Origin of the sequence: Vibrio sp. 10N.222.49.A3 (assembly GCF_041475145.1) — a bacterium.
In the GTDB taxonomy this organism is placed as follows: Bacteria; Pseudomonadota; Gammaproteobacteria; order Enterobacterales; family Vibrionaceae; genus Vibrio; species Vibrio tasmaniensis_A.
Window position 1 is genome coordinate 44,248 of record NZ_JBFRVM010000080.1, and the last position, 12,691, is coordinate 56,938.

Here is a 12,691-nt window from a genome sequence, read left to right on the forward strand (position 1 = left end):
AGTTCGCACTCTCTCTTGTATTTATATTCAATTCAACTTTCTTAATATCAGAAAGTGACGTTCAATATATTATAGATCGTCGATGTAGCCTAACGAGCGAAGTGCACGCTCATCGTCAGCCCAACCAGACTTAACTTTAACCCAAGTCTCTAGGTAAACCTTACGACCGAACAGTTCTTCCATGTCGATACGAGCTTCACGACCAATCGTTTTGATCTTCTCGCCCGCTTTACCAATCACCATCTTCTTCTGACCAGTACGTTCAACAAGAATCAAAGCATTGATGTGGAAACCATCGTTATCTGGGTTGTAATCAAAACGCTCGATTTCAACCGTTACTGAGTAAGGTAGCTCTTCGCCTGTGAATCGCATCAGTTTTTCACGGATGATTTCAGAGGCCATAAAGCGCTGTGAGCGATCCGTTACGTACTCTTCTGGGAAGTGGTGCGTCGCTTTTGGTAAAGAATTACGAACGTGCTTACGCAGTACATCGATATTCTTACCTTGCTTCGCCGAGATTGGCACAACATCAAGGAAGTCCATCTTCTTAGACACTTCCATCATGTGTTGCATCACGTCTGTACGGTCTTGAACGTTGTCTACTTTGTTAATACAAAGGACAACTGGGAAATCTGTTTTTCTCAGCTTATTCAGTACCATCTCATCGTCGTCAGTCCAGTGAGTACCGTCAACAAGGAAGAATACTAGATTCACATCGCTCAGTGAGCTGTTCGCCGCACGGTTCATCAAACGGTTAATTGCACGCTTTTCTTCAATATGAAGTCCAGGAGTATCAACGTAGATCGCTTGGTAATCGCCTTCAGTTTCTACGCCCATAATACGGTGGCGTGTCGTCTGAGGTTTACGTGATGTGATCGAGATTTTCTGACCCAAAATATGGTTCAGAAGCGTCGATTTACCTACGTTTGGTCGACCCACGATAGCGATGAAGCCACAGTGTTGGTTTTCCGGTAGGCCCGTTTTTTTGCTATCAGATGAAAAGAATGCATCGATATCGAAATCTTGATTGTTATCAGACATTGCTTAGTTGCTCTAATGCTGTTTCAGCAGCCGCTTGTTCTGCCTTGCGGCGGCTAGTGCCTTTACCGATAACAGGTTTATCCACACCTGCCACTTCACACTCAACCGTAAACTCTTGGTTGTGTGCTTCACCTTTAATATTAGTCACTGTGTAGACAGGTAGGGGATTTCTTCGGCCTTGTAAAAACTCTTGTAAGCGAGTTTTTGGATCTTTTTGAGATACACCAGGCTGAATAGACTCTAGGCGAGATTGGTACCAGCTTAAAATAATACGGCGAACAACCTCGGTATCACTATCTAAATAGACAGCACCGATGATCGCTTCAACCGCATCCGCTAGAATAGAATCACGACGGAAACCGCCACTCTTCAACTCACCTGGACCTAATTTTAAGTAATCTCCTAGTTCGAATTCACGACCTAGTTCTGCCAATGTATGACCACGTACTAATGTTGCGCGCATGCGGCTCATATCACCTTCGTTTACCTTAGGGAAACGGTGGTAAAGATCATCAGCGATAACAAAACTTAAAATTGAATCGCCCAGAAACTCAAGACGTTCGTTATGTTTACCTGCGGCACTGCGGTGAGTCAGCGCCAAATGGATAAGATCGGCATCATTAAACTGATAGCCAATCTTTCTCTCTAGTTTATCAATTGGAGAATTCATGCTCTCTCGATGTGTTATGTGATCGATTAATGAATCCCACCGATGCGATTAAAACGCACACCAGTAGGAATCCATGTTGGAAGTACACTGTCTGAACCACGTTCGAATTCGAAGCTGATCCAAATAGCAACGGCCTTACCAACAAGGTTTGCTTCAGGGACAAAGCCCCAGTAACGGCTGTCAGCACTGTTGTCACGGTTATCACCCATAACAAAGTATTGGCCTTCTGGAACGATCCACTCGTTAACACCATTGCGAGGTTGATATGCTTGCACACGATCACGGCGTAATGGGTTAACTAAGATTTGGTGCTCTACGTCACCCAGTTGTTCATTCAACTGAATTAGAGGCACACCATCTTGAATAAATTGGCTTTCTTCAACGTTACTCAATTTCACTGGTTTACAGTTACTGCCACCCTTCGCTTGAATGCAGATTTCTTTATTGCTGCTGTAGCGAATGGTATCACCCGGCATACCAATAACACGCTTGATGTAGTCGATATTCGGCTGAGGTGGGTATTTGAATACGATTGAATCACCACGTTCTGGTTTGCCTGTTTCTACCAATTGAGTGCGCCATACAGGATCTTTTAGACCATAAGCGTACTTTTCTACCAAGATGAAATCACCAACCAATAGTGTTGGCATCATCGAGCCAGATGGAATTTGAAACGGTTCATAAATAAATGAACGCAAAACCAAAACAAATGCAATTACAGGGAAAATGGACACACTGTTCTCAACCCACCAAGGCTGAGCCGTAACTTTTGCGCTGGTTGCAGCGTCTAGGCCATTCGACTGTGCTTCAACGTCAGCCAGTTTTTGTTGGCGCTTCTTCGCCCACACAAACTTTTCCAACGCCCATACAATGCCAGTCACTAGAGTTACGATCACTAAGATAAGCGAAAATGTATTAGCCATTGATATCCCTTAAATTTCATTTCTTTAAAAATAACGAAAGTGAAAGAGTATAACCCTTTCACTCTGCTTAATATTTCTAATCCGTATCAATCATGCTGACTAAATGCTGGGGAGATTACGCAGGAAAAATCGTTTAGTTCGAGGCGCAAAGTGCAGTGACTAGTGGGCCTAATTGCAATCTTTGCAACAAAGAAATAAACGATTTTAACCAGTAATGTTCAGCAGATAGTTAGTGCGATTGATACCTAGTCTTTGCCAACATGAAGAATTGCTAAGAATGCTTCTTGAGGCAGTTCAACGTTACCGATCTGCTTCATACGCTTCTTACCTTCTTTTTGTTTCTTAAGAAGTTTCTTCTTACGACTGATATCACCACCGTAACATTTTGCGATTACGTTCTTACGCAGTTGTTTCACTGTAGAACGAGCAATAATGTGGTTACCAATCGCGGCTTGAATCGCGATATCAAACATCTGGCGAGGGATGAATTCTTTCATCTTCTCAACCAGTAGACGACCACGAGACTGGGCAATATCTTTGTGTGTAATGATCGCCAGTGCATCAACCGTTTCACCATTCAACAATACATCTACACGTACCATGTTTGATGCTTCGTAACGTTGGAAGTTGTAATCCAATGATGCGTACCCGCGAGACGTTGACTTCAGACGGTCGAAGAAGTCTAGAACCACCTCAGCCATTGGAAGATCGTACGTCACAGCAACTTGGTTACCGTGATAAACCATGTCGACTTGCACGCCACGCTTCTCAACACACAGTGTGATCACGTTGCCTAGGTAATCCGAAGGTACCAGAATATTACAGCGAGCAATCGGTTCACGAATTTCTTCTAAGTCATTAATAGCAGGCAGTTTAGCCGGGCTATCAACATAGAGAATTGTGCCATCCGTTTTTACAACTTCGTACACTACGGTTGGTGCCGTTGTGATTAGGTCTAGGTCGTATTCACGCTCTAAACGCTCTTGGATGATCTCCATGTGAAGCATTCCTAAGAAGCCACAACGGAAACCAAAGCCAAGTGCTGCTGAACTTTCTGGTTCGTAAAATAGTGATGCATCGTTCAGGCTTAGTTTGCCTAGTGCGTCACGGAAGTTTTCGTAGTCATCAGACGATACTGGGAATAGACCTGCGTATACCTGAGGCTTCACTTTTTGGAAACCAGGTAGACGTTCTGTGCTGCCGCCTTTTGCAAGCGTCAACGTATCACCAACAGGTGCGCCAAGGATGTCTTTAATACCACAAACAACCCAGCCAACTTCGCCAGTATTTAGCTCAGTTGTGTCGATTTGCTTAGGTGTGAAGATACCTAGACGGTCAACACCCCAAACTTGGTCTGTCGACATTACTTTAATCTTGTCGTTCTTCTTCAGCTTACCGTTCTTGATACGAACCAAAGAAACAACGCCTAAGTAGTTATCGAACCAAGAGTCAATGATCAGAGCTTGTAGTGGCGCTTCTGGATCACCTTCCGGTGGCGGGATAGCCGTTACGATGTTTTCAAGAACGTCATCAACACCGATACCGGTTTTTGCAGAACAACGCGTCGCTTCCATCGCATCGATACCAACGATCTCTTCGATTTCTTCAGCAACTCGTTCAGGTTCAGCAGCAGGTAAGTCAATCTTGTTCAAGATTGGCACTACTTCCAGTTCCATTTCGATCGCGGTGTAACAGTTTGCTAGAGTTTGAGCTTCAACACCTTGGCCGGCATCCACTACAAGAAGCGCGCCTTCACAAGCGGCTAGAGAGCGAGATACTTCATAAGAGAAGTCTACGTGTCCAGGGGTATCGATAAAGTTAAGTTGGTAAGTTTCACCATCTTTAGCTTTGTAATCTAAAGTCACACTCTGCGCTTTAATTGTAATACCACGCTCGCGTTCTATATCCATAGAATCGAGGACTTGAGCTGCCATCTCACGTTCACTTAACCCTCCACAAACTTGGATTAAGCGGTCAGAAAGGGTCGACTTACCGTGGTCGATGTGGGCGATAATCGAAAAATTACGAATGTGCTTCATAGGCTTGGTGTGACTAAACTCTTTGAATAGGGATAATAAGAAAGCCGCAACGCGTCCAATCTACAGTCAGCATTGGTGGCGGCATTTCAATCAAGTTGGCAGATTCTACCCAATTTAAGGGCAATAAGCATCATAAATTAGATGAGAGACTTGCCTAGGATTCTAATCAAGACAACTTCTTGCTTGGATTTGTCTTCCATTGGTTTAGCTAAGCGCTTCGCCAAACCAATACCACCAGCAGTAAACAGCGCTGCAGTTAAGATAACAATGCCCTCGCCCCCTTGGAATAAGGGTTGTAACAAGAGTTGTCCAAAACCAGCACCAACCATCAACATGAAAAGCGGGATAAGATAAACAATAGCTGCAGACTGAAGTAGGCTTTTTTCTGGAAAGCCAATTTCTACGATCTGGCCGGCTTTAACTAAGCTTTGGGTTTTAAGCTGCCAAAACAAGGATTTATTGCCAACAGCCTTGGTCACAATACCCGTTCCGCAGCTTTTTTGAGATGAGCAGCTACTGCAACTGGTTTGTTGTTCGCAGCTCAGTTGAACAAAATATTGCTTACCTTTTTGTTCGACTGAGCTAACGGTTGCCAACGCAGTCATCATTGCGCTGGTGCCGGTTTATTGAACGTGACGGATTGAGCGATACGCTTGGCCGTTGCTGGCGGAATATCACCAACCACAGAGATTTCTTTGTCGCCAATCACTAAGCTGTGCAAGGTTCTTCGCCCTTGGCGTACCAGCTGTCCTTTCAATGAATGTTCGTCTTTATCGGCGATATAAACCGAAAAGCTAAATAATCCATCACTGAAAAGCTGGCTTTCAACCATTTTCTCGGTCGCAGCCATTTGGTAACGGCTGAGTTCTTTCGATTTAAATCCTTCTGGCACCCACGAGGCTTGCCAGTCGGTCTCACTCACCAAGCCTTCTGGCAATGACAAAACCTTCGGCAATTTAGCTTGATTCAAGCCGCCCATTGCTTCTGCAATTTTATCGTTCACGACATAAGAGATAGTGCGGTACTGCTCAAGCACTTCGCCATCACGATCCAAAAGATCGGCACGCAAAGGAAGGTTGGTTTTCTCGTCGACCCAAACCACATAAGAGTATCGAAGGCCGTCTTTCGGCACTACGCGTAATACTTGCGTGGTACTGCCCGCCTCACGAGAACGCCCAACTTTTACAAAATCGTAGTATTGGTTGAGAGAATCGATATCTCGATTAATCATCGGTATGACAGGTGCAACCATGCTGCCAGACTGAATAGTAAATGGCTCTGTACCCGGTTCGATGTAGCTAACTTCATTACCACGTCGAATAACCTCACGAACAGGGCCGCTTAGATAAACAAGGTGTGCAAGTTGTTGGTCGTCGTTAACTGCATGACGATAAAGCAGAGGTTCAATACTGCTCTTCTTTATCAATATGTAGGAGAGTTCGTAATTTAGATGCTGACTGGCCTCGTTCATTTGATGTAACAAGTCCTTTGCAGTGGTTTCCTCTGCAAAGGCTGTTGGAGACATCAAGCTGAACAGTGTCAGTGCACTGACCAGGATTTTCTTCATTCAATATCCGATTCTAGGCGTGCATCTTCCATTGGCGATGCATCACTGTTTAATCTTAGTTGTAGCTCATAATCTTCTAACAATGCATGAACGCGTTTGCGTTGCTCTTGCATGTTAGCTTCAGATGCAGGTCTCTCAACAGAGTCACGTGTTAAGCTTACTGGTTCCGCAGAACCTGCAAATGGAATCGTCTGGAGTACAGGCAACTGCTCTGGAGCTGCGGGATCGCTGCCGCCATATTGCTGAACACCTAATACAACTGCTAATGAAACACACGCTGCCACGGCAACTTGTCCAAACTGTTGTAACCATGCAGGAAGCTGACGCTTCGCTTGCTGAGGTTTAGGCTGCTCTTCAATTGGAGCAACAGTAGGTTCAACATTCAATTGGTGCAGGTTCGACATTGAACCATGTGCAGGCTCATCATCAAGCGCTGCCGCTACACTGTTAGCAATGTTCCACTCTGGAGTTTCTGGCGCATCCCCACGCATAACATCACCAATTAAATGGTAACTCTGCCAGGTATCCATGCTTTCTTGATCAGATTCGAGATCTACTATGAGAGCTTTATCGATCGTTTCACCATCCATGAGTGCCGAAAGCTTTTCTTTATCAGCCATTATTTTCACCATAATTATTACAAGTTCTAGCGTTGTAAAAGAGGTTTAATTTTCTTTTCTACCGCTTCACGAGCTCGGAAAATACGCGAACGTACGGTTCCTACAGGGCAATCCATTACTTCTGCAATCTCTTCGTAGCTCAAACCTTCGAGCTCACGCAACGTCATTGCAGTTTTTAAGTCTTCGGGTAGCGCTTCAATCGCTCCAAAAACAACTTGTTTCAATTCGTTTGACAGCGTTAAGTTCTCAGGGTTCGATATTTCTTTTAACGCGCTGCCTGTTTCGTAATATTCTGCATCTTCTGCATCGACATCTGTTGCTGGCGGCCTGCGGCTCTGGGCAACAATATGATTTTTAGCGGTGTTCACGGCAATTCGGTACAACCATGTATAGAAAGCACTCTCACCACGAAAGTTAGGTATCGCGCGGTAAGCTTTAATAAAAGCTTCTTGTGCTACATCAGGTACATCACCGGAATTATTCACGTATCGAGAGATAAGATTACAAACTTTGTTTTGATACTTAACCACTAATAAGTTAAATGCCTGCTTATCTCCACTCTGAACTCGCTCAATCAACACTTGATCGGTTAGCTGCTCGTTCATTCGAGCGGGTACTCCTATTGTTATAACCCTTACCTTCACAGATATGGGTACTAATTATGCGAAATGTAGTATTGACACCACCGTCTACAAGAGCACTATTGTGACTAAGCCAAATACCGAAAGTTCCAACTTTCCTAAAATTATTTGCCATTATTGTTTCACAATGTGATGTAATAAAAATAGTTATCCCTATCAATTTGGGGAAACTTGAGCAAAAGCAATGGTATTGAGCAATTAAATATTTCTAGATAGCTGTCTATATATTGATTTTGTGTCGTGTTTTAGGATGACTAGGGAAAGATTATAACAGTCTTACCCAAACTCCTAAAACAAGACGAAGTCAATTGAGCATGGACAACTCGACTATAGCCCGGGATTTAATAAGTTTTATGAACGCAAACCGTGAACATCAGTGTGATGTATTAGTGGTAGGAAGTGGTGCGGCAGGCTTGTCATTAGCCTTACGCGTAGCAGAACATGCAAAAGTAATTGTATTAAGCAAAGGACCACGCAGCGAAGGATCGACGTATTACGCACAAGGTGGTATTGCGGCGGTGTTCGATGAATCAGACAGTATTGAGTCTCATGTAGAAGATACTCAAATTGCTGGGGCTGGGTTATGCGAAGAAGATACAGTTCAATTCATTGCTGAAAATGCTAAAGAGTGTGTGCAATGGCTGATTGATGGTGGTGTTCCATTTGATAAAGATGAGAACAGCACAGAAGGCCAACCAAAATATCACCTCACTCGTGAGGGCGGCCACAGTCACCGCAGAATTCTGCACGCTGCCGATGCAACTGGCATGGCGATGCAAACCTCACTGCAAGATAACGTCAAGAATCACCCAAATATCGAGATCTTCGAGCGTCACAATGCGCTGGATTTAATCACTGAAGATAAGATAGGTGGTTCGAAAGACAAGGTTATCGGTGCCTATATTTGGAACCGTAACCAAGAACACGTTGAAACCGTGCGCGCTAAATTTGTTGTATTAGCAACAGGCGGCGCTTCAAAGGTTTACCAATACACCTCTAACCCAGATGTCTCTTCAGGTGATGGTATTGCTATCGCTTGGCGTGCGGGTTGTCGTGTGGCAAACCTTGAGTTCAACCAGTTCCACCCGACTTGCTTATTCCACCCAGAAGCGCGTAACTTCCTACTAACGGAAGCATTGCGTGGTGAAGGTGCCTATTTGCGTCGCCCAGATGGCTCTCGCTTTATGAAGGACTTCGATGAGCGCGGTGAATTGGCTCCACGCGATGTGGTTGCTCGTGCGATTGACTTTGAAATGAAGCGCTTAGGTGCTGACTGCATGTATGTTGATATCAGCCACAAACCTGAAGAATTCATCACGACGCATTTCCCAATGATCCATACTCGCTTGATGGATTTGGGGATTGATATGACCAAAGAACCGATTCCAATCGTACCGGCAGCTCACTACACTTGTGGTGGTGTCATGGTGAATAAGCAAGGTCAAACCGACTTAACTAACCTATATGCAATTGGCGAAGTGAGTTATACCGGCTTGCACGGTGCAAACCGTATGGCTTCAAACTCACTGCTTGAGTGTGTGGTATACGCGTGGGCAGCCGCAAAAGATATCGTTGAAAACATCGACCAATCTCAACTGTGCGCTGAACTTCCGGCATGGGATGAAAGCCAAGTCACCAACAGTGATGAAGAAGTGATCATTCAACACAACTGGCACGAGCTAAGACTGTTCATGTGGGATTACATGGGTATTGTTCGAACGGACAAACGCCTTGAACGTGCAATGCGCCGCATTCAGATGTTGCAGCAGGAAACTCATGAGTACTACAGCTACTTTAAGGTTTCAAATAACCTATTAGAACTGCGTAACTTACTACAAGTGGCTGAGTTGATGGTTCGCTGTGCAATGCAACGTAAAGAGAGCCGCGGCCTACACTACACGCTGGATTACCCAGAACTTGCTGAAGACAGCGGCCCAACCATTCTGACACCAGAGAAAAACCAGTCTTAATTTTTGGTCATGGAAAAAGACGACAGGGAGCCTAGCGCTCCCTTTCTTTTATCTTTGGTTCTTGTTTATCCAATGCTTTCGTTTATCAAACGGACTCGTTGTAAATGCGCCAAGAAGTGTCGATATTCACGTTCATTGCAACTATCTCGCCACAACAAGACTGAATATCCGCACTCAAACTGCAATTTAACGAAGAACTGCGCCCAGATCTTATCAACGGACTTAAGTGTGTAGGCTTGCTCATTGAGTCGAATCTCGCCATCTTCTTTATAGTCAAAGCATCCATGTGCTGTATTCAAGATTACATGATTGGCTTTAAACAAACTGAACACTAAAGCTAAACAATAGAGGGCAACAGCGAGTGGAATAGAAGAGAAAACGATGAAAAACAAAAGGCACCCAAAAACAGTGCCTTTTGCAAATAATGCGGAATACGAAGGGTTAAGCTGAAGCTTAACGAACCTTGCTGAGGTTATGCGCGACAATTTTATCAACCATTGAAGCATGGCCTAGGTTTTCACTGCGTCCGTGTCCCATTACCCAAGTAAACAGGTCTGGGTCATCACACTCTAATAGAGAAACAAACTCACGCTGCTCCTGCTCTTGCAATGAATCAAAACACTCTTCGAAAAATGGCATGATAACTACGTCAAGTTCCAACATGCCACGACGGCAACCCCATTTAATTCGTGCTTTCTGCTCTGCAGTGTACATTGGCTATCCTCACCTATAATTTTTCTTTCTCGGAGTGTAACAAGTCATACGCTCTGCAACTACTATGTGAGTCACAGTCCCTATCTAAGCTCACAAAAAAACCTAAGCTGACAAAGAAACAGAACCGGATTAACATAGAGCCAAATAAAATTCTTAGGAAAGATAAAATGGATTGGAAAAACACATTTCAGCCGCTCGCTCATACGCAAAATGAATCGCTTCCAGAACTGATGATGACACACGTGTCAGATTGGAGCGCAATTACCATGATAGGCGATGACAAAAAGTCGTACCTACAAGGTCAAGTTACGTGCGATGTCGTCACTCTTCCTAATGATGAATCTACATTAGGTGCGCATTGTGATGCGAAAGGAAAGGTATGGAGTATCTTTCGCTTGTTCCACCACAACGGTGGCTACGCACTCATGCAGCCTAAGTCTGCGATTGAAGTCGAATTAGTTGAAATCAAGAAATACGCTGTATTCTCTAAGGTTGATATCGAGCAAACGTCTGACGTTGTTATCGGTGTCATGGGCGCGTCCGCTGATCAATACATTGACTCGATTTCAAAAAGCCAAGGTAAAGTGCGTGTAATCTCTGGTGGCACCGCTGTTCAAGTCTCTGACAACCGCTGGGCTCTACTTGTTACGCAAGAAGCAGCAGAAGCCTTGGTATCAAGCAGCACTGCAGAAAAAGTATCAGAAGCGCTTTGGCAGTATCATGAAATTCTTGATGCTCAGCCGAACCTATCGAAAGCAGAGCAAAACGAACACATCCCTCAAGCACTCAACCTGCAAGCGATTGGCGGTATCAGCTTTTCAAAAGGCTGTTACACAGGTCAAGAAACAGTTGCTCGTGCTAAATACCGTGGCATGAACAAGCGTGAAATGCGCATTGTTTCAGGAACGAGTTCAGATGTATTGTCTCTAGAGAATACGATTGAACTAGAGCGCAGCGTAGGTGAGAACTGGCGCGGTGCAGGCCGACTATTAAACGTCTATCAATTTGCTGATAATCAGGCGATTGGTTTGATGGTGTTGCCAAACAACCTTGATGACGATGTTCAGCTTCGATTGACTGCGCAACCTGAGCAAATATGGAACATTCTGCCACTGCCTTACAGCCTTGACGAAGAGTAGCCACGTGGAAACACTGATTACACAATGGTTAGATCAACAGCAGGTGGACTATCGCCTGTTGGTGCAAAGCAAGCCAACCACCAGCATCGAAGAGACAGCGCAAGAACGAGGTATTAATGCCTCTCAAATGGTCAAGTGCATCCTGCTTAAGGATATGGGAAACCAGTATGCGTTGGCCTGTACTCCTGGCGATCGCTCTATCGATCCAAAGAAAGTACGCTCGGTACTGAATTGCCGTCGAATGACCTGCGTATCACTCGCTGATGTTGAAGCCATCACCGGCTTTAAAGCTGGATGTGTTGGGCCTATTGCTCTAAAGAGATACATGCCGATCATTTTTGATCCTTCCATTCAGAGCAACTCGACCGTTACCATTAGCTCGGGTGATCGAATGGCTGGCGTTGCGTTGGATCCCAATGATCTCATAGCACTATGTGCACCGATCGTCGCTGACATCAGTCGATGAACGTTTCGAACAGATCATGCTTCGCAAACTTCATTTTAATATTTCATTGAGTACATTTTTAGTGTGAACTTCGTCATAAGAAAAACACACCCACCTTAAATAGTTACTCAAAATAAAAGCATAAGTAGTCACAATGTTGAATTTGCGTTATTGTGATTTTACTGACTAGCCTTTAAGCAAATCAGTACAAGTGAATCCACTGAGTAACATCAGTATCCACTTTTGTGTAATGCATCTGTGACTATTCGCCCGTTTTAGACGGGCTTTTTTTTGTTCAAAATTTACAATTTGATTACACAAACAAAAAAATTCCGCCTATTCTTATACTTGTAACATTAGCACTGCTTAATACCGGACAGGAAAGTTCGTAGCAGTTCACTACTCAGTACTATTTTGGGGAGGAGCTCACGTAAAAATAGATATTTACTGAAGAAAGTGCTTAGAACAGCACAAATATCTAATTAACGTCAACTCTACTGCATATTACTCCATGCTTATCACAATAATTATCTCGGAGTTTTTCTATAATATGCAGGCTAGGTAAATATAAGGATAATTAAAAATGAGACTGTTTAAGCGCTATACACCGAGTATGATTGCTAAACATGTAAGTCGACTTTTCAAAGGACGAATCTACATTTACGGCGTAGGTAAATTTGAGTTTGATAACGGTAAACTCGTACTACCAGACCGAGCAGAGAAGCGTCACTTCCAAACCGTGAAAGAAATAAATAGTGAAATCATGAAACTGCGCTGCGCGTACGCATGATCTGATAGTCTAAAGAATTAAAAACAAAAAGGGTTGGCATTATGCCAACCCTTTTTTCGTGTTCGTGATGTCGTCAATTGCTATCAACTTTAGCTACTGACCATCAACAGCAATCTGATCTGCTCCAGTCAG

General features: G+C 44.0%; 14 protein-coding genes. 4 read left to right on the forward strand and 10 right to left on the reverse strand.

Going from position 1 to position 12,691, the window contains the following annotated elements; genetic code table 11:
- Positions 1-69: 69 nt before the first annotated feature.
- The 8 genes from era to rpoE form a co-directional block, all read right to left on the reverse strand.
- Positions 70-1,041, reverse strand: a complete 972-nt coding sequence (era, locus tag AB4589_RS15320; protein ID WP_004735384.1) for a GTPase Era — start codon at positions 1,039-1,041, stop codon at positions 70-72.
- On the reverse strand, positions 1,034-1,711 hold the full coding sequence (gene rnc, locus AB4589_RS15325; protein ID WP_004735383.1) for a ribonuclease III: 678 nt from the start codon (positions 1,709-1,711) through the stop codon (positions 1,034-1,036). Before rnc ends, era begins: the two co-directional genes overlap by 8 nt.
- A gap of 26 nt (positions 1,712-1,737) precedes the next feature.
- Positions 1,738-2,634 carry a signal peptidase I gene (gene lepB, locus AB4589_RS15330; protein ID WP_102249683.1) on the reverse strand — a complete coding sequence of 299 codons (897 nt, stop codon included), beginning with the start codon at positions 2,632-2,634 and terminating at the stop codon, positions 1,738-1,740.
- Between the two features lie 245 nt (positions 2,635-2,879).
- Positions 2,880-4,673: a translation elongation factor 4 gene (gene lepA / locus AB4589_RS15335; RefSeq protein WP_009847653.1), complete on the reverse strand. Its 1,794-nt coding sequence runs from the start codon at positions 4,671-4,673 to the stop codon at positions 2,880-2,882.
- A 137-nt stretch (positions 4,674-4,810) separates the two neighbouring features.
- Positions 4,811-5,281 (reverse strand): SoxR reducing system RseC family protein, encoded by a 471-nt coding sequence (locus tag AB4589_RS15340; protein ID WP_017097295.1) that lies wholly within the window; start codon positions 5,279-5,281, stop codon positions 4,811-4,813.
- Positions 5,278-6,240, reverse strand: coding sequence for a sigma-E factor regulatory protein RseB (gene rseB, locus AB4589_RS15345; protein ID WP_372101005.1), 963 nt, complete (start codon positions 6,238-6,240; stop codon positions 5,278-5,280). Before rseB ends, AB4589_RS15340 begins: the two co-directional genes overlap by 4 nt.
- On the reverse strand, positions 6,237-6,860 hold the full coding sequence (locus AB4589_RS15350) for an RseA family anti-sigma factor (RefSeq protein ID WP_372101007.1): 624 nt from the start codon (positions 6,858-6,860) through the stop codon (positions 6,237-6,239). Before AB4589_RS15350 ends, rseB begins: the two co-directional genes overlap by 4 nt.
- A gap of 26 nt (positions 6,861-6,886) precedes the next feature.
- Positions 6,887-7,465: an RNA polymerase sigma factor RpoE gene (rpoE, locus tag AB4589_RS15355; RefSeq protein ID WP_004735377.1), complete on the reverse strand. Its 579-nt coding sequence runs from the start codon at positions 7,463-7,465 to the stop codon at positions 6,887-6,889.
- A gap of 389 nt (positions 7,466-7,854) precedes the next feature.
- On the opposite strand from rpoE, the gene nadB reads away from it, so the two are divergent.
- Entirely contained in the window at positions 7,855-9,471 is a 1,617-nt protein-coding gene (gene nadB, locus AB4589_RS15360; RefSeq protein WP_012604791.1) for an L-aspartate oxidase, read from the forward strand.
- Positions 9,472-9,536: 65 nt separating this feature from the next.
- Here the strand turns inward: nadB and AB4589_RS15365 are convergent, their stop codons facing one another.
- A complete protein-coding gene (locus AB4589_RS15365; RefSeq protein WP_012604792.1) occupies positions 9,537-9,977 on the reverse strand; it encodes a protein YgfX in 441 nt (146 codons plus the stop codon).
- Entirely contained in the window at positions 9,925-10,185 is a 261-nt protein-coding gene (locus tag AB4589_RS15370) for a succinate dehydrogenase assembly factor 2 (RefSeq protein ID WP_004735374.1), read from the reverse strand. Before AB4589_RS15370 ends, AB4589_RS15365 begins: the two co-directional genes overlap by 53 nt.
- A 167-nt stretch (positions 10,186-10,352) precedes the next feature.
- Here AB4589_RS15370 and ygfZ point away from each other — a divergent pair, with 167 nt between their 5' ends.
- The 3 genes from ygfZ to AB4589_RS15385 all read left to right on the forward strand — a co-directional run bounded on the left by ygfZ (position 10,353) and on the right by AB4589_RS15385 (position 12,559).
- Positions 10,353-11,324: a tRNA-modifying protein YgfZ gene (gene ygfZ, locus AB4589_RS15375; protein WP_372101010.1), complete on the forward strand. Its 972-nt coding sequence runs from the start codon at positions 10,353-10,355 to the stop codon at positions 11,322-11,324.
- A gap of 4 nt (positions 11,325-11,328) precedes the next feature.
- Positions 11,329-11,790: an aminoacyl-tRNA deacylase gene (locus AB4589_RS15380; protein ID WP_009847659.1), complete on the forward strand. Its 462-nt coding sequence runs from the start codon at positions 11,329-11,331 to the stop codon at positions 11,788-11,790.
- Between the two features lie 562 nt (positions 11,791-12,352).
- The gene (locus AB4589_RS15385; RefSeq protein ID WP_009847660.1) at positions 12,353-12,559 is read left to right on the forward strand and encodes a DUF1107 domain-containing protein; all 207 of its coding nucleotides are present in this window, start codon (positions 12,353-12,355) and stop codon (positions 12,557-12,559) included.
- The last annotated feature ends 132 nt before the right edge of the window (positions 12,560-12,691 follow it).

Bases quoted from the DNA above. Each gene is read 5' to 3' on its own strand.
- ygfZ (WP_372101010.1), top strand. From the start codon at position 10,353: ATGGATTGGAAAAACACATTTCAGCCGCTCGCTCATACGCAAAATGAA.
- rnc (WP_004735383.1), bottom strand. From the start codon at position 1,711: ATGAATTCTCCAATTGATAAACTAGAGAGAAAGATTGGCTATCAGTTT.
- AB4589_RS15365 (WP_012604792.1), bottom strand. From the start codon at position 9,977: ATGCTTCAATGGTTGATAAAATTGTCGCGCATAACCTCAGCAAGGTTC.
- rseB (WP_372101005.1), bottom strand. From the start codon at position 6,240: ATGAAGAAAATCCTGGTCAGTGCACTGACACTGTTCAGCTTGATGTCT.
- rpoE (WP_004735377.1), bottom strand. From the start codon at position 7,465: ATGAACGAGCAGCTAACCGATCAAGTGTTGATTGAGCGAGTTCAGAGT.
- lepA (WP_009847653.1), bottom strand. From the start codon at position 4,673: ATGAAGCACATTCGTAATTTTTCGATTATCGCCCACATCGACCACGGT.
- AB4589_RS15340 (WP_017097295.1), bottom strand. From the start codon at position 5,281: ATGATGACTGCGTTGGCAACCGTTAGCTCAGTCGAACAAAAAGGTAAG.
- AB4589_RS15370 (WP_004735374.1), bottom strand. From the start codon at position 10,185: ATGTACACTGCAGAGCAGAAAGCACGAATTAAATGGGGTTGCCGTCGT.
- era (WP_004735384.1), bottom strand. From the start codon at position 1,041: ATGTCTGATAACAATCAAGATTTCGATATCGATGCATTCTTTTCATCT.
- lepB (WP_102249683.1), bottom strand. From the start codon at position 2,634: ATGGCTAATACATTTTCGCTTATCTTAGTGATCGTAACTCTAGTGACT.
- AB4589_RS15385 (WP_009847660.1), top strand. From the start codon at position 12,353: ATGAGACTGTTTAAGCGCTATACACCGAGTATGATTGCTAAACATGTA.
- AB4589_RS15350 (WP_372101007.1), bottom strand. From the start codon at position 6,860: ATGGCTGATAAAGAAAAGCTTTCGGCACTCATGGATGGTGAAACGATC.
- nadB (WP_012604791.1), top strand. From the start codon at position 7,855: ATGAACGCAAACCGTGAACATCAGTGTGATGTATTAGTGGTAGGAAGT.